Raw genomic sequence first — 20,888 nt, 5'->3', positions numbered from 1 at the left:
GCCCGAGGCAGCAAGCCGAGGCGAGGATGGCGGCAAGCCCTCCAGTGAAGAGCGCGCCGCGCCCGGTTTTTGGTTCAGACATGCGCTTGTCCTTTCGAATTGAAATTGGATAGCGTAACCTTACTTCCGTACTCATGTACGGAGTCAAGCGATATGGAAAACAATTTGGAGAACCTGACCATTGGCGTTTTCGCCAAGGCGGCCGGGGTCAATGTGGAGACCATCCGTTTCTATCAGCGCAAGGGCTTGTTGCTGGAGCCTGACAAGCCCTATGGCAGCATCCGCCGCTATGGCGAGGCGGATGTAACGCGGGTGCGCTTCGTGAAATCAGCCCAGCGGCTGGGCTTCAGCCTGGATGAGATCGCCGAGCTGCTGCGGCTGGAGGATGGCACCCATTGCGAGGAAGCCAGCAGTCTGGCCGAGCACAAGCTCAAGGACGTGCGCGAGAAAATGGCTGACCTGGCGCGCATGGAGGCCGTGCTGTCTGAGTTGGTGTGCGCCTGCCATGCGCGAAGGGGGAACGTTTCCTGCCCGCTGATCGCGTCACTACAGGGTGGAGCAAGCTTGGCAGGTTCGGCTATGCCTTAGCGTGCTTTATTTTCCGTTTTCTGAGACGACCCCTTCCAGGCGCATGCCGACGTGCTGGCGGTGGCCGACCGGGCGCTGGACGAGGTGGCGCGTTTCGTCGCGCCAGGGGCGAACAGTATCCTCATTACCGGCGCCGCCTCCGGTATCGGCGCCGCCACGGCGCGACTGTTCCACGCCCGCGGCTGGCGCGTCGGCTTGCTCGATCGCGATGGCGCGGCGCTGGCCGCTCTGGCCGGGGAGCTGGAGGACGCATGGCACGCCGAACTGGATGTGCTGGACCGGCCGGCGGTGAACGCGGCGCTGGACGCGTTCGCCGAAGCCTGTGGCGGCCACCTGCGCATGTTGTTCAACTGCGCCGGGATTCTGCGTTTCGGCGCCTTCGCCGAGATCACCGCCGAGGAGCACGGGCGCATCGTCGCGATCAACGTGGAGGGGCTGATCAACTGTTGCCATGCGGCGTTTCCCCACTTGCGGCGAACGCCGGGGGCGCAGGTGTTGAACATGGGCTCCGCGTCCGGGCTCTACGGCGTGCCCCAGATGGCCAGCTATTCGGCGTCGAAATTCGCCGTGCGCGGGTTGACCGAGGCGCTGGAGCTGGAGTGGCGGCCACACGGCATTCGTGTCGCTGACCTGATGCCACCCTTCGTGCGCACGCCGATGGTCACCCGGCAGACCTTCGAGCCGCAGGTGCTGCGTCGGCTGGGATTGCGCATGGGCCCGGAGACGATCGCCGAGGCGGCCTGGCGGCACACCACCTGCGATGCCGTGCACCGGCCGATAGGCGGGCAGTTCAAGGCGCTCTACTGGGCCGGGCAGCTGTCGCCGCCGTGGATGAACCGGCTGGTGATGCGCTGGCTGAGCCGTTAAGGCCGTCTCGGCCAGCCTTCAGGGGCCGCTAGCCGCGCTCCCAGAGCGCGTCATGCACCTGGCCGGCGCTCTTCTCGCGGTGCAGGCGCCTGGCCTGCATCGGCAGGCCTGACGGGCGCCTTCGCTTTCGGTGTAGACCCAGGCGCGTTCGGCACGCCGCCTGCGGTCTTCCAGCAGTTCGCAGCTGGTCTGCAGCAGGCTCTGGTGGACGGGCGGGTCGAGGAAGACCACCTCGAACGGTTGCGTGGCTTGGTTTTCCAGGTAAGGAAACCTGTCCCTTTCAAGCCCAAGGACGTCCGCCGCAGAGGCGGGCCATCACTCCCCGCCGACGATGCTGAGTGAACGCCCGGAGGGTCCAGTCTATCCCGGTATGCCACACACCCAGGCTGCTCGGCATCGCTCCAAGGTGGCGCAGGGGCCGTGCGCCGGCGGTCCATCCGAGCCCGCCGAGGGTGGTGGGCATAGTCGCCTGTGTATAACAAACCTACAGAACCTCGACGGAAACGCCATTTTTTTGCTGATAGAGCCAGGTTGTTGTCGCCGTTGTCAGGAATTGGCATGGGCATTGCTGCCAGCTAGGCCGGTCACTGAGTGGGCGCTACCCGCTTCATCCATTGACACGCTACACCCCTGTCTTCGAGCTCAGCCAAAAGCGGGCCAAACAGTGCGCGCTCCGCCTCACAAGGGTGGGCGCGATAAGGATACGAATCGATGTTCGATATTTTCCCCCTGCTCCAGCAGCGTTTCGAAGCGCTTCGCAGTACCGCCGACTTCTGGTCCCTGCGCCACGTCAGGCAAGCGTCGCAGAAGTTCGAGGTGGTCAGGAACATTCCTTCACCCCCGCGCCTGACGCTCGACCAGGGGGTCATGCTGAGCGTGCGTTTGGCGGGTATCGAGGCCTATGCGGCCACTTCCGATCTGAGCCAGAGCGGCTTGCAGCAGGCGCTCGAGCGCGCCGAGCGACTCGCCCGCGGCAGTGCATGCCGGCCACTGCTCAAACAGTTGCCTGCGCTTTCCAGCGCACGACGCGATTACCTGTCTCCGGCTTACCAGGAGGCACCTGTGCCGCTGCGCGAATGCCTCGAGCTATTGCGCGGCGAGTCCGCCGCGGTGCCGGACGACGAACGCATCGTCCATTGGATGGCGTCGCTGGCGATCGAGGAGGTGGAGCAGATCTACCTCAACAGTGTCGGCGCGCAACTGCGCAGCGCCCAGCGCTTCGTTTATCCGGGAATGTCCGTCACTGCCTACGACGGCGATGACAGCCAGACCCGCACGCTGCACGGCGGTGCCTATGCACAGCAGGGCGGTTTGGACGTGGTTGCCCGCAGCGGCTTCAGCGGGTGCGCGACGAAGATCGCCGACGAGGCCCTGCAACTGTTACTGGCGCCGAACACGCCCAGTGGTGCCCGTGATCTGCTGTTACTGCCGGACCAGATGGTCCTGCAGATCCACGAGTCCATCGGTCACCCGCTGGAAATGGACCGTATCCTTGGCGACGAACGCAACTATGCCGGCACCAGCTTCATCAAGGCGGAAGATTTCGGCCACCGGGTCTATGGATCGCCCCTGCTCAACGTCAGCTTCGATCCGCAGCTTCCCGAGCAACTGGCCAGCTACGCCTTCGACGACGATGGCACGCCGGCCGAGAAGGTCCTGATCATCGAGCAGGGCATCCTCAAGCACCCGCTGGGGGGCGCCCTTTCCCAGCGGCGCAGCGGGCTCGCCGGCGCTGCCAGCAGCCGCGCCTGCAGCTGGAATCGGCCGCCCATCGACCGCATGGCTAACCTCAACGTCGAACCCGGCGAGCAAACCCTGGAGCAGCTGATCGGCGGTATCGAGCGCGGCGTACTGATGGCCACCAACCGCTCCTGGTCGATCGACGATGCCCGCAACAAATTCCAGTTCGGTTGCGAATGGGGGCAATTGATCGAGGGTGGCGAGCTGGGGGCCGTGGTGAAGAACCCGAACTATCGCGGTATCTCGGCACAGTTCTGGCGCAGCCTTAGTGCCGTCGGCGACTCCTCCACCCATCAGGTACTCGGCACGGCCAACTGCGGCAAGGGCGAACCTAATCAAGCGGTGCGGGTGGGGCATGCGTCTCCGGCCTGCGTATTCTCCGACGTCGCGGTGTTCGGGGGTGTGCAATGAGCCTGTCGAATCCGGGCGTTGCCGCCGAGCATTTCGAGTCCCTCAGCCGATGGTTGCGCAGCACACGGCTCGCCGGCGAGGAATTTACCCTGTGCTACAGCGCCGAAGCCTCCGACTTCGTCCGTTTCAATCGCGCCCGGGTGCGCCAGGCCGGCCATGCGCAACAGGCCAGTGCGACCCTGGAGCTGTTCCGCGCAGAGCGTCACGCCAGCTATACGGTGACCCTCTGCGGCGAGCGCGAGGAGGACCGCCGTCGCCTGGCGGACGCACGGCAGCAACTGCGCGACCTGCTGGAGCACCTGCCGGCAGATCCCTACCTGCTGTTCAATGCCGAGGATTGGCGCAGCGAGTCTTCTTCCATTGCGCTCCCCCCGGACGCCGAAGAGGTCATCGCTCAGATAACCGCGGGCGCGGACGGTAGCGACCTGGTCGGTATCTACGCCAATGGCCCGCTGTTCCGCGGATTCAGCAATTCCTGCGGGGCCTTCGGCTGGCATGCGGCGAGCAGCTGCAATTTCGACTGGAGCCTGTTCGACGCGTCCGGCCGGGCGGTCAAGTCGATGCTCGCCGGGCCGACCTGGAATGCCGAGGCGTTCCTCCAGCGCATGGACTCGGCTCGCCTGCAATTGCAGCACCTGAGCCGCCCGGCGCGCCAACTGAGTCCCGGGGCGTACCGTACCTATCTCGCGCCGGCGGCGCTGGAAGAACTGCTTGCCTATGTCAGTTACGACGGGTTCTCCGCCCGCGGCATCCATACCAAGAAAAGTGTGCTGCAGCAATTGGCCAGCGGCCAGGCGGCACTGAGTCCGCTGATCGATCTTGATGAGCGTATCAGCGGCTCGCCGAGCCCGGCCTTCACCGACGAGGGCGCGCAACGCGAGAACATCAAACTGATCGAGCGCGGACGCCTGGTGGGGCAGCTCACCGGTTTCCGCAGTGCCCGCGAATACGGCCTGCGCAGCAATGGCAGCACCTCTTCGGAAACCCCGGAAGCCTTGCTCATGGGCGCCGGAACGCTGCCCTCCATCGAGGTCCTCGAGACGCTGGGGAGCGGCCTCTACATCGGTAACCTCTGGTACGTGAATCAGTCCGACGTAGCCGCCGCGCGCCTGACCGGATTGACCCGCTTCGCCACCTTCTGGGTGGAAAACGGGGAAATCCAGGCGCCGGTAGCCAGCATGCGCTTCGATGACAGCCTTTACGATTTTCTCGGCGAACACCTGTTGGCACTGACCAAAGAGCGCGAGCTGATCGTCTCGGCGAGTACCTATGGCGAGCGCCGGACCGCGTCGATGCGGCTGCCTGGCGCACTCACCAATCGCTTCACCCTCACCTTGTAGCGCCGGGCTGATCGATGGCCGCGGCGGCACACCGACGGCCGTCTCATCCCAGGTTGCAAGCCGGTGAACTGAAAAGGATCGAAATGAGCACCCACACCCACATCACTCCCGCCGAAGCCATGCCGACCACCTCGCGAGGGTTCGTCTGGCACTACACGCGGCTGTTTCTCGGCTGGAGCCTGCTGATGATCGGCCTGGAGTTCGGCGCCGCGCTGTGCACCACGCTGATTCCCTATGCCATCGGCAAGATCACCGGCGCGGTGAGCGAAGGCCTGTGGAAGGATGCCGACATTCTTTCCGCCAGCATGCCGGCGCTGCTGTTGATGGCGTCCCTCGCCGCGGGCGAGATGCTGCTTTCACGTAGCATGAGCCTGTGCATGATCTTCGTCCGGCCACGGCAGAAACAACGCATCACTGCCGATCTGTTCGCCTATCTGCAGAAACATTCGCACCGCTATTTCAGCGAACATTTCGCCGGTAGCCTGGCTCAGCGCATCAGCGAGGCGGCCGTCGGTGTCCTGGAAGTCAGCTGGATGCTGATGGTCGAGTTTCTGCCGATCCTGGTCACCCTGGTCGGCGGGCTGATCCTGATGAGCCTCGCCTCGCTTTGGCTGGGCATGAGCCTGTTGGCCTGGACGCTGGTCTACGTCGGTCTCTCCTATGTGCTGGCGCGGCGCGCCCAGGAATTCGCCCGGCTGCATGCCGAGGCGCGTAGCCTTACATCCGGCAAGATCGTCGACGCGGTCACCAATCTCAACAACATCCGCTATTTCGCCCGCGGCGATTATGAGCAGCAATACCTCGATCGCTTCATGAGCAGCGAACGTCAGGCTGCGCGTCGCTCGTTCCTTTTCATGGAGCGAATCCGCTGGCTGCAGGACGGCATGGCGCTGCTGCTGCGCATCGGACTGGTGGTCATCGCGTTGCTGCTATGGCAGCGCGGAACCATCGACGTGGCGGCCTTCGTCATGACCGCGAGCCTCGGGCTATTGATTGTTTCCAACGCCAAGTCCCTGAGCTATCAGTTCCTGCATTTCTTCGAGTCCAGCGGCAATATCGAGAACAGCGTGCGTACGCTGATACGTCCGCACGAACTGCCGGACCGCGCGGACGCGCGCGACGACCTCCGGTTTTCACGGGGCGAAATAGAGTTCCGCGACCTCACCTTCGGCTACCAGGCCGCAAGACCGGTGTTCGCCGGCCTCAACCTGAAGATCGCCGCCGGGCAGCGGGTCGGCGTCGTCGGCTTCTCCGGATCGGGAAAGTCCACTCTGCTCAACCTGCTGCTCAGGCTGTATGACCCGCAAGGCGGCGCCGTTCTCATCGACGGCCGGGATATTCGCGAGCTGACCCAGGCGTCGCTGCACCGGCAGATCGGCCTCATTCCCCAGGAGCCCGGATTATTCCATCGCACCCTGCGGGAGAACATCGGCTACGGTGCGCCGGAGGCTGCCGACGAACATATCGTGCGCGCCGCGAGACGTGCCCACGCGCACGAGTTCATCGAACGCATGGAGCACGGCTACGAGTCGCTGGTCGGTGAGCGCGGGGTAAAGCTCTCCGGCGGCCAGCGCCAACGTATCGCCATCGCCCGGGTCCTGCTGAAGAACGCGCCAATATTAGTCATGGACGAAGCCACTTCCAGCCTGGACTCGGAAACCGAACGACTGATCCAGGAAAGTCTCGACGAGATCATGGGCGAGAAAACCGTACTGGTGGTTGCCCATCGACTGTCCACCGTCGCTCACCTCGATCGGATCCTGGTGTTCGACCAGGGCCGCCTCGTGGAGGACGGGACTCATCAGTCATTGCTGGAGCGCGGTGGCATCTACCACAGTCTATGGACGCATCAGGTCGATGGACACTTCAACGAAGAAGTGCGGGATATCGAAGCCTCCAGCGAGGCGTGATGGGGGGGATAAACACAATCAACGTCATAAAGATGAGGTTGTATATTGTCGACAACTTTTTAATCCTGTCATGAAAGCTAGCTTTGCTAGGTCTCAACTATTGTTAACCGCCGTACAAGTCGGTTTTTTCTTTCCCCGCCGGTAGTTTCCTCGCTCTGACTCCCATCCCGAGAGGCATAACTCGGACGCCCTCGTGTCCGTAGCCTGTTGGGCGTATATGCCCCCATAACCGCCATCGGTCTTTACGCCGCGCGTCGGGCCTGATGTCTGGCTGAAAATGTCTGATTGAGGGCAAAAGCCATAAAATTCGACGATAACGCTATATATCGATGGGCAACATGCACATTCCTGCTTTTTTTTCGCCAATAAATGACCGCTTTTGGCCCTCCCGCACAATAATGGAGCAGGCGCTCGCCGTGCAGTGCAACCGATTCGCAGCAGCGCTCATTAGTGCGTCGCATGGCTATAAGAGAGTTACATAGAAGTGACCAAAACGCGGCTTTCCTGCGCAAATGTGCAAGTCGTCGCCCATGTCAGGATCTGGCACGTGCATTGCAAATTTTCTGTATGGAAATGCTCACGATGTTCAACTTTGGTCAGGCAATGATTTTTTCCAATTCGATACCAAACATCCGTGGTTCCTCTTCGTGACGATCGAGGCGGAAGTTCAGTTCCATAGGCTCGACGCTGTGCCCCGTTTCTTCGGGGAGCGGCTAAGGCTGCCGTTTATTAACCAGCATCCTGACTCGTCAGAGTTTATTGCCTGTACATAACGCGAGGCTGTATCGATGGGCAATGCGGCACCCCACAAGCTACTGGACGATGTTTCAGAACCTGGCGGCAAGGCGGCCACCCCGGCCTTTTTCCAAGCAAACGCCTCGGCGCCCGCGCTTTCGAAACGGCAACTGATACTGCTCGCCAGCCTCTCCGTGGTGTTCCATGGCGGGCTCTGGTGGCTGATCAACGCCACGCCGGCACCGGTCGAGATCCCGCCGAAGGTTCCGGAAATGGTCATCGAGTTCGCCAGTCCCGCACCCCCCGCACCGCCGACCCCGGAGCCGCCACCGCCACCGCCGCCTCCGGAGCCACCGCCGCCGGAACCCGCGCCGGAACCTGAACCACCGGTTCAGGAGGAGGCGCCCAAGCCTGCACCCAAGCCGGTGGAGAAACCCAAGCCGAAACCCAAGCCCGTGCCGAAACCGGCGCCGCCGAAACCTGCGCCACCGGCACCACCGGCTCCGGCACCGACGCCAGCACCGCCTGCGCCGACACCGCCCGCAGCGCCTGCGCCCGCCGCGCCGGTGAAGGAAAGCGCGGCGATATCCGGTCTGGCGAGCCTTGGCAATCCGCCGCCGGAGTACCCGTCGCTGGCGCTGCGCCGTGGCTGGGAAGGCCGCGTGGTGTTGCGCATCCGCGTGCTGCCCAACGGTCGCGCCGGCAGTGTCGAGGTGACCCGCTCCAGTGGCAGGAAGCAGCTGGACGATGCCGCGGTGGAAGCAGTGAAGGGGTGGAAGTTCGTCCCGGCCAAGCGGGGTGACACGCCCATCGAGGGCTTCGCTGACCAGACCATCGATTTCAAAGTGCCGAATTGACATCCCTCATCCACCGAACAGCTCGACCGATTTAGAGGTATCGCCATGAACGAAACACTCACATCCCTTATCGTCCCCGGCGTGCTCTGGGCGCTGATTGTCTTCTCCGTCATCAGTTGGGCGCTGTTGCTGATCAAGGGCGCCCAGTCGGTACAGCAGAAGTCGCAGAACAAGCAGTTCCAGAAGGCCTTCTGGAACGCTCCCGACCTGCTTACTGCCGCCGAACATGCCGCGCAATACCCCGGTGCGCTGGCACGCATCGCCAACTCCGGGTTCGAGGCCATGACCGTAGCCGGCGAACCGCCGCGCAATACCCAGCAACTGGCGCAGACCATCAATCGCGCGGATCGCCTGGAGCGCAACCTGCGCCAGCAGATCCAGAAGGAGCGCCGTTCGCTGGAAGCCGGCCTGGCGATCCTTGCCAGTATTGGCAGCACTTCGCCCTTCATCGGCCTGTTCGGTACCGTGTGGGGGATCATGGAGGCGCTGCAATCGATCGGCGCCAGCGGCAATGCCAGCCTCGACACGGTCGCCGGCCCCATCGGCCATGCGCTGATCGCTACCGGCGTGGGTATCGCCGTCGCGGTGCCCGCGGTGCTGATCTACAACTTCTTCCTGCGCCGTCTGAAGCTCGCCACCGCGTATATGGACGACTTCGCCCACGACTTCGAAAGTCTCGCCCAGCGCAGTTCCTTCATGCTGAGCCGGCAGCCGATTTCCCAGTCCACCCAAGCCATGCGCGAGGCCAGCTGACATGTCCTTCTCGACCCAAGATAGCGACGAAGTCCTCAGCGAGATGAATGTCACGCCTCTGGTAGACGTGATGCTGGTGTTGCTGGTGGTGTTCATCGTCACCACACCGCTGATGACCAATGCGATCAAGATCAACCTGCCGAAGACCGACGCCGTGGCCCCGGCCGAACAGAAAGACCCGGTGGTGGTAAGCGTCGACCAGGATGGCAAGTTCTACCTGGACAAGTCGCAGGTGGAGGTAGACCTGCTGGAGAAGAGCCTGGGGGACGTCAAGCTCAAGGACCCGGAGGTCCGCGTTCAACTGCAAGCCGATGAGGGGGTCAATTATGGTCAGGTGGCCAAGGCCATGGCCTCCATCGAGCGTTCCGGAATCACCAAGATTTCCGTGATGACCTCTCGCTAGCTACCGATCAGTGCGGTGAAACGGCCGTCCACGCCTCGGCGTGGAGGGCAACGGGCTCTGCTTGCCCGCAAAAAGAAGATGTAGCACCCCGGGGAGGCACAACCCGACCGGAGCGACTGGCGGCCTATAAAGCCATAACCACCCTGCCTCATTGATGAGGAACCAAAATGAAAGCCAACATTCAGAAGTTCGCACCTCACCGCCTGGCCACCGCGATCCAGCGCTGTCGTCTGGTTCCCCTGTGCCTGCTGGCCTTCGGTGCCCCGTCACTGGCACACGCCCAGGCGGTGAGCGCCGAAGAGGAAACCTCGGCGGCGGCCGTGGCTGCGCCCACCACCCAGTTGGACCGCGTGGAAGTCACCGGCTCGGCGATCCGCCGGGCGGATGCCGAAACCGCGGTGCCGGTGACCATCCTGCGCACCGACGAACTGCGCCAGCAGGGCGTGACCACCACGGCCGAGATCATCCAGCGCATCACCGGTAGCCAGTCGATCACCAACTCCGCCGGCTCGGTGGGCTCGGCCACGGGCGGCGCGACCTTCGCCGACATGCGCGGCATCGGCTCGAACAAGACGCTGATCCTGCTCAACGGCCGGCGCCTGGCGAACAACGCCATCGACGGCACCGCGGTGGACCTCAACACCATTCCCTTCGCCGCCATCGACCGCGTCGAGATCCTCCGCGACGGCGCCTCGGCGCTGTACGGTACCGACGCCATCGGCGGGGTAATCAACTTCATCACCAAGAAGAGCATGACCGACGGCACGCTTTCCGTCGGCGGCGAGATGCCCGACGCCAGTGGCGGCGGCAGCAGTCATGACTTCAGCGGCAGCTGGGGCTTCGGTGACCTGGAAGAGGACCGCTTCAACGTCCTTGGTGTATTCAACTACCAGAAACAGGGCAACCTCGACGCCAACGACCGGACCTTCACCCGGGACGCCCCTGGACGTGGTCTGGAGTCCACCTCCGGTACCGGTTTCCCGGCCAACTACAGCCAGAATGGCAACAACACCAATCCGCTGGCGGACAGCAACTGCAGCGGTCCCAACCAGGTGGCCAGCGGCGACGTCTGCCGTTTCAGCACTCGCAACTTCATCGACCTGCTGCCGGAAACCGAGAAAACCTCGTTCTTCGGCAAGGCCACCGGCAAGCTGGCCGATGACCACAACGTCAACCTCGAATATTTCTGGGCGCGCAACAACAACGCCGTGGCGATCGCCCCGGCTCCGCTCACCGGGCTGACCCTGGACTCCAGCTCGCCCTACTTCCCCGGCAACGGCATTACCCCGCTGCCAACCTCATTCGTTCTCGATCCCAGCCAGCCTATCGACCTCAACTGGCGCGAGACCGCCGCCGGTGCCCGAGAGTCGAAAGACCAGAACACCAGCCAGCGGGTATTGCTGAGCTTCGACGGCAACGTCTCCGGATGGGATTACAACCTTGGTGCCACCTACAACCAGAACCAGGTGAACAGTGCGGTGACCGGCGGCTACGTCAGCGACCAGGCAATGATCGATGGCCTGGCGAGCGGCCTGCTCAACCCCTTCGGCCCGCAGACCCCGGAAGGCCAGGCCTACATCGATGCGGCCCGCTACCACGGTGACTACATGACGGCGGTCGGCCGGGTCAGCGGCCTCGATGGCCGCATCAGCCGCGAGATCGGCGATTGGTTCGGCGCCGGTCCTGCCGGCCTGGCGCTGGGGGGCGAATACCGCAAGGAGAAGTTCCATCAGGACTTCGAGCAGTGGGCGGGCGATCTTTCCAGCCTGGGCGTAGACCCCAACGCCAGCGTCTCCGGCGACCGCAGCGTGCGCGCCCAGTACGCCGAGCTGAGCGTGCCGGTACTGGACAGCCTCGAACTGGGCGCGGCGATCCGGCATGACAAGTACAGCGACTTCGGCAGCACCACCAACCCGAAGTATTCATTCCGCTTCCAGCCGCTCAAGGAGCTGGTGGTGCGCGGCGCTTACAGCGAAGGCTTCCGCGCGCCCTCGCTGTATGAGCTGTACAGCGCCAACTACACCACGTTCACCCAGGGCTATTACAACGACCCCGTACTCTGCACCGGCGGCACCCCGCAGCCCGGCGGCAACCCGGGACGCGACTGCGATCAGCAGTTGCTCAATACCACCGGCGGCAACCAGAACCTGGACCCGGAGACCGCGCGCAACGTCACCCTGGGCTTCGTCTATCAGCCGCTGCGCGACCTGTCCGTCGGGCTGGACTTCTGGTGGATCAAAATCTCCAACCAGATCGCCGAGTTCCCGGAGTCCGCGGTGCTGGCTAACCCTGATCTCTACGCCGACCGCATCATCCGCGCCGCCGACGGGTCCATCGACCACATCGTCACCGGCCTGGCCAACCTCGGCAAGGTCAAGACCAACGGCGTCGACGTGTCCATCGACTACCGCTTCCCGATGACCTCCTTCGGTGCCTTCGGCCTCGGCCTGCAGGGCACCTACGTGGATCGCTACGATTACCAGGAGTCCATCGGCGGCGAGTACATCGACAACGTGGGCGACTTCCAGGGCACCGGTATGATCGCCCGCTGGAAGCACACCCTCACTGGCACCTGGAACTACGGCGCCTGGCGCGCTTCGCTGGTCAATCGCTATACCAGCAGCTACCGCGACCAATTCCCTGACGATGGCAACGAGCGCGTGGCGTCCTACGTGGTTTGGGACATGTCGGCGGGCTATACCTTCGACAAGGCCCTGGACATCGACGTCGGTCTGAAGAACATGTTCGACCGCAACCCTCCGTTCAGCAATCAGGCGTACAACTTCCAGACCGGTTATGACCCGCGCTACACCGATCCGTTGGGCCGAGTCCTGTTCGGTCGCATGACCTACCACTTCTGATGTCGGTGCCGGGGCTTCATGAGCCCCGGCTCCTGGCACTATTCGCGAGTACTCGCGCCCCGTGGCTCCCGGCTCCTGGCCACGGGGATTTTTACTGCCCATCAAGTACGAACGATACCCATGTCCCGAAGCCCAACATCGAACGCTCGCTACTGCCTGCGGCGACGCCTGTCTACCGCCTTCGCACGGCGCGCACTGCCACTGTTGTTGGCCGGCGCATTGCCATTCTTCGCGGGCGGCGCCCTGTGCGCCGAACTGCAATCGTCCATGACCGTATATGGCGAACCGGCCAAATACCCGGCCGATTTCAAACATTTCGACTACGTCAATCCTGACGCGCCCAAGGGCGGTTCGCTGCGCCGCTCGTCCCAGGAAACCGACCGCTTCACCTACCTGCTGCCCTACGTGGACAAGGCCACCTGGGTGTCGCAGGTCGATACCTGGGTCTACGAGCCGCTGGCCTATCGCTCGCTGGACGAACCCTACAGCGTCTATGGATTGGTCGCCGAGAAGATGGAGCGCGACCCGGACAACCGCTGGGTGCGCTTCTTCATCAACCCCAAGGCGCGCTTCCACGATGGCCAGCCGATCAGCGCCGAAGATGTCAGGTTCACCTTCGAGACCCTGATGACCAAGGCCAGCCTGAGCTATCGGCAGCTCTACGGCGACGTCGCTAAGGTCAGCGTGGAAGGCCCGCTGCAGGTCCGCTTCGACTTCAAGACCAATGACAACCGCAGCCTGCCGCTGGATCTGGCGAGCATGCGGATTCTTCCCGAGCACTGGTGGAAGACCCGCGACTTCGCCAGCGGCAACGGTTACGAGCCGCCGCTGGGCAGCGGCCCCTACCGTGTCAGCCATGTCGAGCCGGGGCGCAGCGTGACCTTCGAACGGGTCAAGGATTGGTGGGCGAAGGACCTGCCGGTCAGCCGCGGGCTCTATAACTTCGACACGCTCAAAGTCGAGTTCTTCGCCGACATCGAGGTAGCCCGCCAATTGCTGCTGGCCGGCGCCTACGACTACAACCGCGAATACTCGGCCACCGGCTTCGCCGTGCGCTACGAAAGCCCCGCCTTGCGCGAGGGCCGGCTGCAGAAGGCCATATTGGCCAAAGCCATGCCGTTCGCCGCCCAGGGTTTCGCCTTCAACCTCGACAAGCCGGTGTTCAAGGACCGCCGCGTGCGCCAGGCGATCTCCATGCTGTGGGATTTCGAGTGGACCAACCGGCAGATGATGCGCAACTTCTACATGCGCCAGCAGAGCTACTTCCCGAAGACCGAGATGGCCGCCACCGAACTGCCCGACGCCGAGGAACTGGCGATTCTCGAACCCTTGCGCGGCCAGGTGCCCGAGGAAGTCTTCAGCCAGGTCTACCAGCCACCGAAGACCGACGGCAGCGGCTTCATCCGCGACAAGCAGTTGCAGGCGCTGGAGCTCCTCGCCGAGGCCGGCTGGCACCCGGACGAAAAAGGCGAACACCTGGTCAACGCGGCGGGCGAGCCGCTGAGCTTCCTGTTCCTCGACGGCCAGGGCTTCGACCGCATGCTGCTGCCGTGGAAGCGCACCCTGGCGCAGATCGGCATCACCCTGGAATTGCGCCGGGTCGACACCGCGCAGTACGTCAACCGGACCAATGCCCGCGACTACGACATGATCGTCACCGGCTTTCCGCGCAGCGGCGTACCCAACCCCTCGCCGGGCCGCGATCTCTACGAAATCTACGGCTCGAAGAGCGCCACCCAGGTCGGTAGCTCCAACGCCATGGTGCTGCGCGATCCGGCGGTGGACAAACTGATCGACGGGCTGGTCAACGCCGACAGCCGCGAACGCATGGTGCATTACGCCCGCGCGCTGGACCGGGTGCTGCAATGGAACTACTACAGCATCCCCAACTATTACTCCGAGGGCACGCCAACGGTGTTCTGGAACCGCTTCGGTCGGCCGAAGGTCGAGCCGGCCTACGACGTCGGCCTGGAAACCTGGTGGGAAATCAGCCCCACCGCCCTGACCGACGAACAGATGGCCGCACGCCTGAAGGAGCGAAACTGATGCCGGGCTATATCCTTCGCCGCCTGTTACTGGTCATTCCGACCCTGCTGTGCATCCTGGTGATCAACTTCGCCATCGTCCAGGCCGCTCCCGGTGGGCCGGTGGACCAGGCCATCGCCCGCCTGCAGGGCTTCGGTAGCCACGGCACCGGCAACGCCGCGCATGAATCCACGTCCGCATCGGCCAGCGGCTCGCGCGGCAGCCGCGGCCTGGATCCGGCGATGATCGCCGAGATCGAGCGTCAGTACGGTTTCGACAAGCCGCCGCTCGAACGCCTCTGGCTGATGCTGAAGAACTATGCACAGCTGGATTTCGGCACCAGCTTCTTCCGCGGCGCCACGGTCACCGATCTGATCCTGGAGAAAATGCCGGTGTCGCTGTCGCTGGGTTTCTGGGCGACCCTGGTGACCTACCTGGTGTCGATCCCCTTGGGTATCCGCAAGGCAGTGCGCAACGGCAGCGCCTTCGACGTCTGGACCAGCAGCGCGATCATCGTCGGCTACGCTCTGCCGGCCTTCCTCTTCGCCATGGTGTTGCTGGTGGTGTTCGCCGGCGGCAGCTACCTGAGCTGGTTCCCCGCCGTCGGCCTGACTTCGGAAAACTTCGATCAGCTCAGCCCGCTGGGCAAGATCGGCGACTACTTTTGGCACCTGGCGCTGCCGGTGACGGCGCTGGTGATCGGCGGCTTCGCCACCCTCACGATCCTGACCAAGAACAGCTTCCTCAACGAAATCAGCCGACAGTACGTGGTCACCGCCCGCGCCAAGGGTCTGACCGAGCGCAGCGTGCTGTACCGCCACGTGCTGCGCAACGCCATGCTGCTGGTGATCGCCGGGATTCCCCAGGCGTTGATCGAGGTGTTCTTCGCCGGCTCGTTGCTGATCGAGGTGATCTTCTCCCTCGACGGCCTCGGCCGGATGGGCTACGAGGCGGCGCTGTCGCGCGATTACCCCGTGGTGTTCGGTTCGCTGTTCATCTTCACCCTGTTCGGCTTGCTGGTGAAAATCCTCGGCGACCTCTGCTACACGCTGCTCGACCCGCGTATCGATTTTTCGGCGAGGAACGCCTGATGTCCCGACTTTCCCCGATCAACCGCCGGCGCTTCGACCGCTTCAAGGCCAACCGCCGCGGCTGGTGGTCGCTGTGGCTGTTCAGCGGGCTGCTGGCGCTGTGCCTGTGCGCCGAACTGATCGCCAACGACAAGCCGCTGCTGATCAGCTATGAGGGTGAGCTGTACTTTCCGGTGTTCAGGCATTACTCGGAAACCCGCTTCGGCGGAGAGCTCCCCTTCCAGCCGGACTACCGCAGCGAATACGTGCGCGGGCTCATCGAAGGCCACGGCGGCTGGATGCTGTTCCCGCCCATCGCTTTCAGCTACGACACGGTGAATTACGACCTCGAGGTGCCTTCGCCAAGCGCCCCTTCGTCGAGCAACTGGCTGGGTACCGATGACCAGGCGCGCGACGTCGCCGCGCGGGTGCTGTTCGGTGCCCGTGTGTCGATCCTCTTCGCCCTGGTGCTGACCGCCATCAGCGTGGTCATCGGCGTTGCCGCCGGTGCCGTGCAGGGGTACTACGGCGGCAAGGTGGACCTGATCGGGCAGCGCCTGCTGGAAGTCTGGTCGGGATTGCCGGTGCTCTACCTGCTGATCATCCTCTCCGGTTTCGTCGAGCCGAACTTCTGGTGGCTGCTCGGAATCATGGCGCTGTTCAGCTGGATGCCGCTGGTGGACGTGGTACGCGCCGAGTTCCTGCGTGGCCGCACGCTGGAATACGTCAAGGCGGCCAAGGCGCTCGGCCTGTCCGACCGCAAGGTGATGTGGCGGCACATCCTGCCTAACGCCATGACCTCCACCATGACCTACGTGCCGTTCATTCTCACCGGGGCGATCACCACGCTTACCGCCCTGGATTTTCTTGGTTTCGGCATGCCGGCCGGCACCGCCTCGCTGGGCGAACTGGCCTGGCAGGCCAAGCAGAACCTGCAGGCGCCCTGGCTGGGCATCACGGCGTTCCTGACCCTTGCGCTGATCCTCAGCCTGTTGGTGTTCATCGGCGAAGCCGTGCGCGATGCATTCGACCCGAGGGCCGCCTGATGCAGGAAAACCTGATCGAAATCCGCGATCTGCGCGTCGCCTTCGCCGGCGAAGAAGTGGTGCATGGCATCGACCTGGACATTCCGCGTGGCCAATGCCTGGCCCTGGTCGGCGAGTCCGGCTCCGGCAAGTCGGTCACCGCACACTCCATCCTGCGCCTGCTGCCGGCAGCCATCACCGGCACCTCCGGACAGATCCGTTATGCCGGCGAAGATCTGGTCGCGGCCAGCGAAGGACGTTTGCGCGAACTGCGCGGCGACCGCATTGCGATGATCTTCCAGGAGCCGATGACCTCGCTGAACCCGCTGCACACGGTGGAACGGCAGATCGGCGAGGTGCTCACCCTGCACAAGGGCCTGCGCGGCAAGGCGATGCGCGCGCGGGTGCTGGAATTGCTGGAACTGGTCGGCATCCAGGAGCCGGCCAGGCGGCTGCAGGCCTACCCGCATCAACTCTCCGGCGGGCAGCGGCAACGGGTGATGATCGCCATGGCGCTGGCCAACGAACCGGAGCTGCTGATCGCCGACGAACCCACCACGGCGCTGGACGTCACCGTGCAACAGAAGATTCTGCTGTTGCTCAAGGACCTGCAGCAGCGCCTGGGCATGTCGCTGCTGCTGATCAGCCATGACCTCAACCTGGTACGGCGCATCGCCCAGCGCGTCTGCGTGATGCGCCATGGCACGATCGTCGAGCAGAACGGCGCCGAGCAGTTGTTCGCCTCGCCGCAGCATCCCTATACCAGGATGCTCATCGAGGCCGAACCGGATGGCGAGCCGATGCTCGCGGCCAGCGAGCAGGTTCTGCTGCAGGCCGACGACCTCCGCGTCTGGTTCCCGTTGCCCAAGTCGCTGTTCAGCCGCCGGCGCGACTATGTCAAGGCGGTGGACGGCATCAGCTTCGAACTCCGGCGGGGGCGTACCCTGGGCATCGTCGGCGAGTCCGGTTCGGGCAAGTCGACCCTGGGCCAGGCGATGCTGCGGCTGGTCGGCTCCCAAGGCGGCATCCATTTCAACGGGCAGCGCCTGGACGGCCTCGACGCCAATGGAATGCGCCCCTTGCGGCGCCATATGCAGGTGGTGTTCCAGGACCCGTTCGGCAGCCTCAGCCCGCGCATGTCGGTGGAGCAGATCATCCGCGAGGGCCTGGACATCCACCGGGTCGGCACCGCGGACGAACGCGAGGCGGCGGTGATCCGCGTTCTCGAGGAGGTCGGCCTGGACCCGCAGACCCGCCATCGCTATCCCCACGAGTTTTCCGGCGGCCAGCGCCAGCGCATCTCCATCGCCCGCGCGCTGGTGCTGGAACCGGAACTCATCCTGCTCGACGAGCCGACCTCGGCGCTCGACCGCACCGTGCAGAAACAGGTGGTCGACCTGCTGCGCAACCTGCAGGCCGTGCACGGCCTGACCTATCTGTTCATCAGCCACGACCTCGCGGTGGTGCGGGCGCTGGCCCACGACCTGATCGTGGTCAAGGACGGCAAGGTGGTGGAACAGGGCGAAGCCCGGCAGATCTTCGCGGCGCCGCAGCATCCCTATACCCGCGAACTGCTGGTGGCTTCGGTGGGGCCTCTGGTTTCGCTGTCGGGGTAGGGCCGGTGAAACCCGCGCGGGTGTGGCGGCTCGACGAGCGCCCGGCTCCGGGTCCGACGCAGCGCGCGAAACCTGCGCGTGCCAGGCTCGGCCGGTATCCTCGGCATCACCGCCGCGGCGCCATGCCGGCCCCGGGAGCGGGTCGGCGAAACGGGCATGAAAGGAATTAGAAGCCCATCCAGCGCACCAGGCGTTGATGGGGATGGACGTCGACATGATGGATTCGCGCTTGCTAGCCCTGAAGGAAAGCCACATGCACTCCCGCACCGGCGGACATTCGCACCGACACGCCGCGCCCCGGCTCGGAGCGCGCCACGCTGCGATCCTGCTCGCGGGTCTGCTGCTTGGCGCCTGCAAACCCGAGCCGACGGCACAAACCGTCGGCGACACGCCCATCGCCGTGGACATCGCCATCGCCACGCCCTCGACCCAGGCGCGCAGCGTGCAGTTGACCGGACGCCTGGAGGCCTACCGCACCGCCGAGATCCGCGCGCGGGTCGAGGGCATCGTCGAGCAGCGCAGCTATGTCGAAGGGCAGGAGGTGCAGGCTGGCGACCTGCTGTTCCGCATTGCTCCGGAACCGCTGCAGGCCGAGCTGTCCGCCGCCGAGGCGGAGCAAGCACAGGCGCATGCCGCCCGCGAGGCCGCGGCGGACGTGGCAAGGCGCTCGCGGCAATTGATGGAGGATGACTCCATCAGTGCGCAGCAGTACCGCAAGGATCTGTTCGCCGAACAGCAGGCACGCGCCGCGGAACAATCCGCCGAGGCCAAGGTGCGCAGCGCGCGCCTGCGCCTGGCCTATGCCAGCGTCACCACGCCGATCGCCGGCCGCGCCCGCCGCGCGCTGGTCAGTGAGGGCGCGCTGGTCGGCCAGGACGAGGGAACGCCGCTGACCACGGTGGAACAGATCGATCCGATCTACGTGAATTTCGCCCAGCCGGCGGGCGATTATCTGGCGCTGCGCCGCAGCCTCGCCGGCAGCGGCAAGGGCCCGGCGGCGGCCCGGGTCAGCCTGCGCCTGGGCGACGGCAGCGCCTACGCGCTCACCGGCACGCTGCTGTTCGCCGACTCCGCGGTCGATCCGAAAACCGATACCGTGGCCATGCGCGCACTCTTCGACAACCCCGACCACCTGCTGCTGCCGGGCATGTACGTGCAGGTCGAGCTCGCCCTGCCCGACGCCGGCCGGGCGGTGCTGATTCCGCTGCGGGCGCTGACGCGGACCCGCGAGGGCGCCTATGTGATGCTCGACGACAACGGCCATGCGCGCCAGCAGGAAGTCCGCGCGGACAGCCTGGAAGGGCGCCAGTGGCGGGTCACCGACGGGCTGGTGGGCGGTGAGCGGGTGATCCTCGAAGGCGGGGCGCTGGCGCAGGGCCAGGCCGTCGAAGCCAAACCCACGCCTGCCGACGCCAGCGTCGGCGGCTCGGACTGAGGCGCGCGGATGTCCGCTTTCTTCATCGACCGCCCGGTATTCGCCTGGGTCGTGGCCATTCTCATCCTGCTCGGTGGCGGCGTCGCCACCCGCTACCTGGCGGTGGAGCAATACCCCAACGTCGCCCCCCCGCGGGTCGGCATCAACGCCAGCTACCCGGGCGCCTCGCCGGAGGTCGCCGAGCGCACCGTCACCGCGGTGATCGAGCGCGAACTCGCCGGCATTCCCGGCCTGCTCTACTTCACTTCCAGCAGCGCCGAGGGACAAGTCGAGATCGGCCTGGCCTTCGACACCGGCACCGACACCCGGCTGGCCACGGTGGAGGTGCAGAACCGCATCAAGCGGGTCGAGGAGCGCCTGCCGGAAAGCCTGCGTCGTCAGGGCATCTCGGTGGAGCAGAGCGACGAGAGCGAGCTGATGTTCATCACCCTCGACGCCGACAACCCGACGGTGGACGACGTCCAGCTCGGGGACTTCGCCACCACCCAGGTGCGTCCGGCGTTACTGCGGATCCCCGGGGTCGGCGAAGCGGAGGTGTACAGCCCGGAATACGCCATGCGCATCTGGCCTGATGTGGAAAAACTCACCGCCATGGGCATCACCACCGGCGAACTGGCGGATGCCATCGCGGTGCAGAATCAGCGCATTACCCTCGGTGCCATCGGCACCCTGCCGGCGCCCGCGGGCACCGCGCTCACCGCTCCGCTGATGGTCGGCGAGGACCTTGATACGCCGCAGGCCTTCGGCGCGATCGCCCTGCGCGTCAACCCCGACGGTTCGGCGCTGCGCGTGGCCGACGTGGCGCGGGTGGAACTGGGCGGCAACAACTACGACTATCCGTCGTTCGTCGACGGCCGCTATTCGGCGGCGATCTCGGTGAAACTGGCGCCGGGCGCCAATGCGCTGCAGACCGCCGAGGCGATCAAGGCGCGCATGGCCGAGCTGGCCGCGCAGTTCCCCGCGGGCATCCATTACCGCACCGCGTTCGACACCTCGGACTTCGTCAGGCTGTCCATCGTCAAGGTTGGCTACACCCTGCTCGAAGCCATGGCCCTGGTGTTCCTGGTCATGCTGGCGTTCCTGCGCAGCTGGCGCGCCACCCTGATCCCCAGCCTGGTGGTGCCCATCGCCCTGGCCGGGACCTGCGGCGCGATGCTGGTGCTGGGCTTCTCGATCAATGTGCTGACCCTGTTCGGCATGGTGCTGGCCATCGGTATCCTGGTGGACGACGCCATCGTGGTGGTGGAGAACG

General features: G+C 64.8%; 17 protein-coding genes. 15 read left to right on the top strand and 2 right to left on the bottom strand.

Going from position 1 to position 20,888, the window contains the following annotated elements; genetic code table 11:
* A partial coding sequence (locus tag HMPREF2886_RS34215) for a mercuric transporter MerT family protein (RefSeq protein WP_241150474.1) occupies positions 1-82 on the bottom strand: 82 nt, incomplete at its 3' end.
* Between the two features lie 71 nt (positions 83-153).
* On the opposite strand from HMPREF2886_RS34215, the gene HMPREF2886_RS05640 reads away from it, so the two are divergent.
* Complete coding sequence (locus HMPREF2886_RS05640; RefSeq protein ID WP_003131969.1) at positions 154-588, top strand: mercury resistance transcriptional regulator MerR; 435 nt, start codon at positions 154-156, stop codon at positions 586-588.
* 60 nt (positions 589-648) lie between these two features.
* Entirely contained in the window at positions 649-1,455 is an 807-nt protein-coding gene (locus tag HMPREF2886_RS05635) for an SDR family oxidoreductase (protein ID WP_223819168.1), read from the top strand.
* Between the two features lie 18 nt (positions 1,456-1,473).
* Here the strand turns inward: HMPREF2886_RS05635 and HMPREF2886_RS32990 are convergent, their stop codons facing one another.
* Positions 1,474-1,686: a class I SAM-dependent methyltransferase gene (locus HMPREF2886_RS32990; RefSeq protein WP_071536826.1), complete on the bottom strand. Its 213-nt coding sequence runs from the start codon at positions 1,684-1,686 to the stop codon at positions 1,474-1,476.
* Positions 1,687-2,166: 480 nt separating this feature from the next.
* Between HMPREF2886_RS32990 and HMPREF2886_RS05630 the strand changes: the two genes are divergently transcribed.
* From HMPREF2886_RS05630 to HMPREF2886_RS05570, 13 genes are all read left to right on the top strand, one after another.
* Complete coding sequence (locus HMPREF2886_RS05630; protein ID WP_023095657.1) at positions 2,167-3,606, top strand: TldD/PmbA family protein; 1,440 nt, start codon at positions 2,167-2,169, stop codon at positions 3,604-3,606.
* Positions 3,603-4,946 (top strand): metallopeptidase TldD-related protein, encoded by a 1,344-nt coding sequence (locus HMPREF2886_RS05625; RefSeq protein ID WP_023095656.1) that lies wholly within the window; start codon positions 3,603-3,605, stop codon positions 4,944-4,946. Before HMPREF2886_RS05630 ends, HMPREF2886_RS05625 begins: the two co-directional genes overlap by 4 nt.
* Before the next feature lie 83 nt (positions 4,947-5,029).
* Complete coding sequence (locus tag HMPREF2886_RS05620; RefSeq protein ID WP_023095655.1) at positions 5,030-6,856, top strand: ABC transporter ATP-binding protein; 1,827 nt, start codon at positions 5,030-5,032, stop codon at positions 6,854-6,856.
* Between the two features lie 788 nt (positions 6,857-7,644).
* Positions 7,645-8,448: an energy transducer TonB gene (locus HMPREF2886_RS05615; protein ID WP_023095654.1), complete on the top strand. Its 804-nt coding sequence runs from the start codon at positions 7,645-7,647 to the stop codon at positions 8,446-8,448.
* A 45-nt stretch (positions 8,449-8,493) separates the two neighbouring features.
* On the top strand, positions 8,494-9,201 hold the full coding sequence (locus HMPREF2886_RS05610) for a MotA/TolQ/ExbB proton channel family protein (RefSeq protein ID WP_023095653.1): 708 nt from the start codon (positions 8,494-8,496) through the stop codon (positions 9,199-9,201).
* A 1-nt stretch (position 9,202) separates the two neighbouring features.
* Complete coding sequence (locus HMPREF2886_RS05605; RefSeq protein ID WP_023095652.1) at positions 9,203-9,604, top strand: ExbD/TolR family protein; 402 nt, start codon at positions 9,203-9,205, stop codon at positions 9,602-9,604.
* Between the two features lie 167 nt (positions 9,605-9,771).
* Positions 9,772-12,465, top strand: a complete 2,694-nt coding sequence (locus tag HMPREF2886_RS05600; RefSeq protein ID WP_023095651.1) for a TonB-dependent receptor — start codon at positions 9,772-9,774, stop codon at positions 12,463-12,465.
* A gap of 120 nt (positions 12,466-12,585) precedes the next feature.
* Positions 12,586-14,511, top strand: coding sequence for an extracellular solute-binding protein (locus HMPREF2886_RS05595; protein WP_023095650.1), 1,926 nt, complete (start codon positions 12,586-12,588; stop codon positions 14,509-14,511).
* Positions 14,511-15,581 carry a microcin C ABC transporter permease YejB gene (locus tag HMPREF2886_RS05590; RefSeq protein WP_023095649.1) on the top strand — a complete coding sequence of 357 codons (1,071 nt, stop codon included), beginning with the start codon at positions 14,511-14,513 and terminating at the stop codon, positions 15,579-15,581. Before HMPREF2886_RS05595 ends, HMPREF2886_RS05590 begins: the two co-directional genes overlap by 1 nt.
* Complete coding sequence (locus HMPREF2886_RS05585; RefSeq protein ID WP_023095648.1) at positions 15,581-16,606, top strand: ABC transporter permease; 1,026 nt, start codon at positions 15,581-15,583, stop codon at positions 16,604-16,606. Before HMPREF2886_RS05590 ends, HMPREF2886_RS05585 begins: the two co-directional genes overlap by 1 nt.
* The gene (locus HMPREF2886_RS05580) at positions 16,606-18,201 is read left to right on the top strand and encodes an ABC transporter ATP-binding protein (RefSeq protein ID WP_023095647.1); all 1,596 of its coding nucleotides are present in this window, start codon (positions 16,606-16,608) and stop codon (positions 18,199-18,201) included. The genes HMPREF2886_RS05585 and HMPREF2886_RS05580 overlap by 1 nt, the downstream gene beginning before the upstream one ends.
* 253 nt (positions 18,202-18,454) lie before the next feature.
* A complete protein-coding gene (locus HMPREF2886_RS05575) occupies positions 18,455-19,636 on the top strand; it encodes an efflux RND transporter periplasmic adaptor subunit (protein WP_049875008.1) in 1,182 nt (393 codons plus the stop codon).
* 9 nt (positions 19,637-19,645) lie between these two features.
* On the top strand, positions 19,646-20,888 hold a 1,243-nt coding region (locus tag HMPREF2886_RS05570), incomplete at its 3' end, for an efflux RND transporter permease subunit (protein WP_177344443.1).

The organism is Pseudomonas sp. HMSC066A08 (genome assembly GCF_001813025.1).
Classification (GTDB): domain Bacteria; phylum Pseudomonadota; class Gammaproteobacteria; order Pseudomonadales; family Pseudomonadaceae; genus Pseudomonas; species Pseudomonas aeruginosa.
The sequence above is the reverse complement of the archived record's forward strand: the minus strand, read 5'-3'. Positions and strand labels throughout refer to the sequence as shown.

Excerpts from the sequence above, each read along its gene's own strand:
- HMPREF2886_RS05640 (WP_003131969.1), top strand. The coding sequence starts at position 154 with ATGGAAAACAATTTGGAGAACCTGACCATTGGCGTTTTCGCCAAGGCG.
- HMPREF2886_RS05630 (WP_023095657.1), top strand. The coding sequence starts at position 2,167 with ATGTTCGATATTTTCCCCCTGCTCCAGCAGCGTTTCGAAGCGCTTCGC.
- HMPREF2886_RS05625 (WP_023095656.1), top strand. The coding sequence starts at position 3,603 with ATGAGCCTGTCGAATCCGGGCGTTGCCGCCGAGCATTTCGAGTCCCTC.
- HMPREF2886_RS05620 (WP_023095655.1), top strand. The coding sequence starts at position 5,030 with ATGAGCACCCACACCCACATCACTCCCGCCGAAGCCATGCCGACCACC.
- HMPREF2886_RS05615 (WP_023095654.1), top strand. The coding sequence starts at position 7,645 with ATGGGCAATGCGGCACCCCACAAGCTACTGGACGATGTTTCAGAACCT.
- HMPREF2886_RS05610 (WP_023095653.1), top strand. The coding sequence starts at position 8,494 with ATGAACGAAACACTCACATCCCTTATCGTCCCCGGCGTGCTCTGGGCG.
- HMPREF2886_RS05605 (WP_023095652.1), top strand. The coding sequence starts at position 9,203 with ATGTCCTTCTCGACCCAAGATAGCGACGAAGTCCTCAGCGAGATGAAT.
- HMPREF2886_RS05600 (WP_023095651.1), top strand. The coding sequence starts at position 9,772 with ATGAAAGCCAACATTCAGAAGTTCGCACCTCACCGCCTGGCCACCGCG.
- HMPREF2886_RS05595 (WP_023095650.1), top strand. The coding sequence starts at position 12,586 with ATGTCCCGAAGCCCAACATCGAACGCTCGCTACTGCCTGCGGCGACGC.
- HMPREF2886_RS05590 (WP_023095649.1), top strand. The coding sequence starts at position 14,511 with ATGCCGGGCTATATCCTTCGCCGCCTGTTACTGGTCATTCCGACCCTG.
- HMPREF2886_RS05585 (WP_023095648.1), top strand. The coding sequence starts at position 15,581 with ATGTCCCGACTTTCCCCGATCAACCGCCGGCGCTTCGACCGCTTCAAG.
- HMPREF2886_RS05580 (WP_023095647.1), top strand. The coding sequence starts at position 16,606 with ATGCAGGAAAACCTGATCGAAATCCGCGATCTGCGCGTCGCCTTCGCC.
- HMPREF2886_RS05575 (WP_049875008.1), top strand. The coding sequence starts at position 18,455 with ATGCACTCCCGCACCGGCGGACATTCGCACCGACACGCCGCGCCCCGG.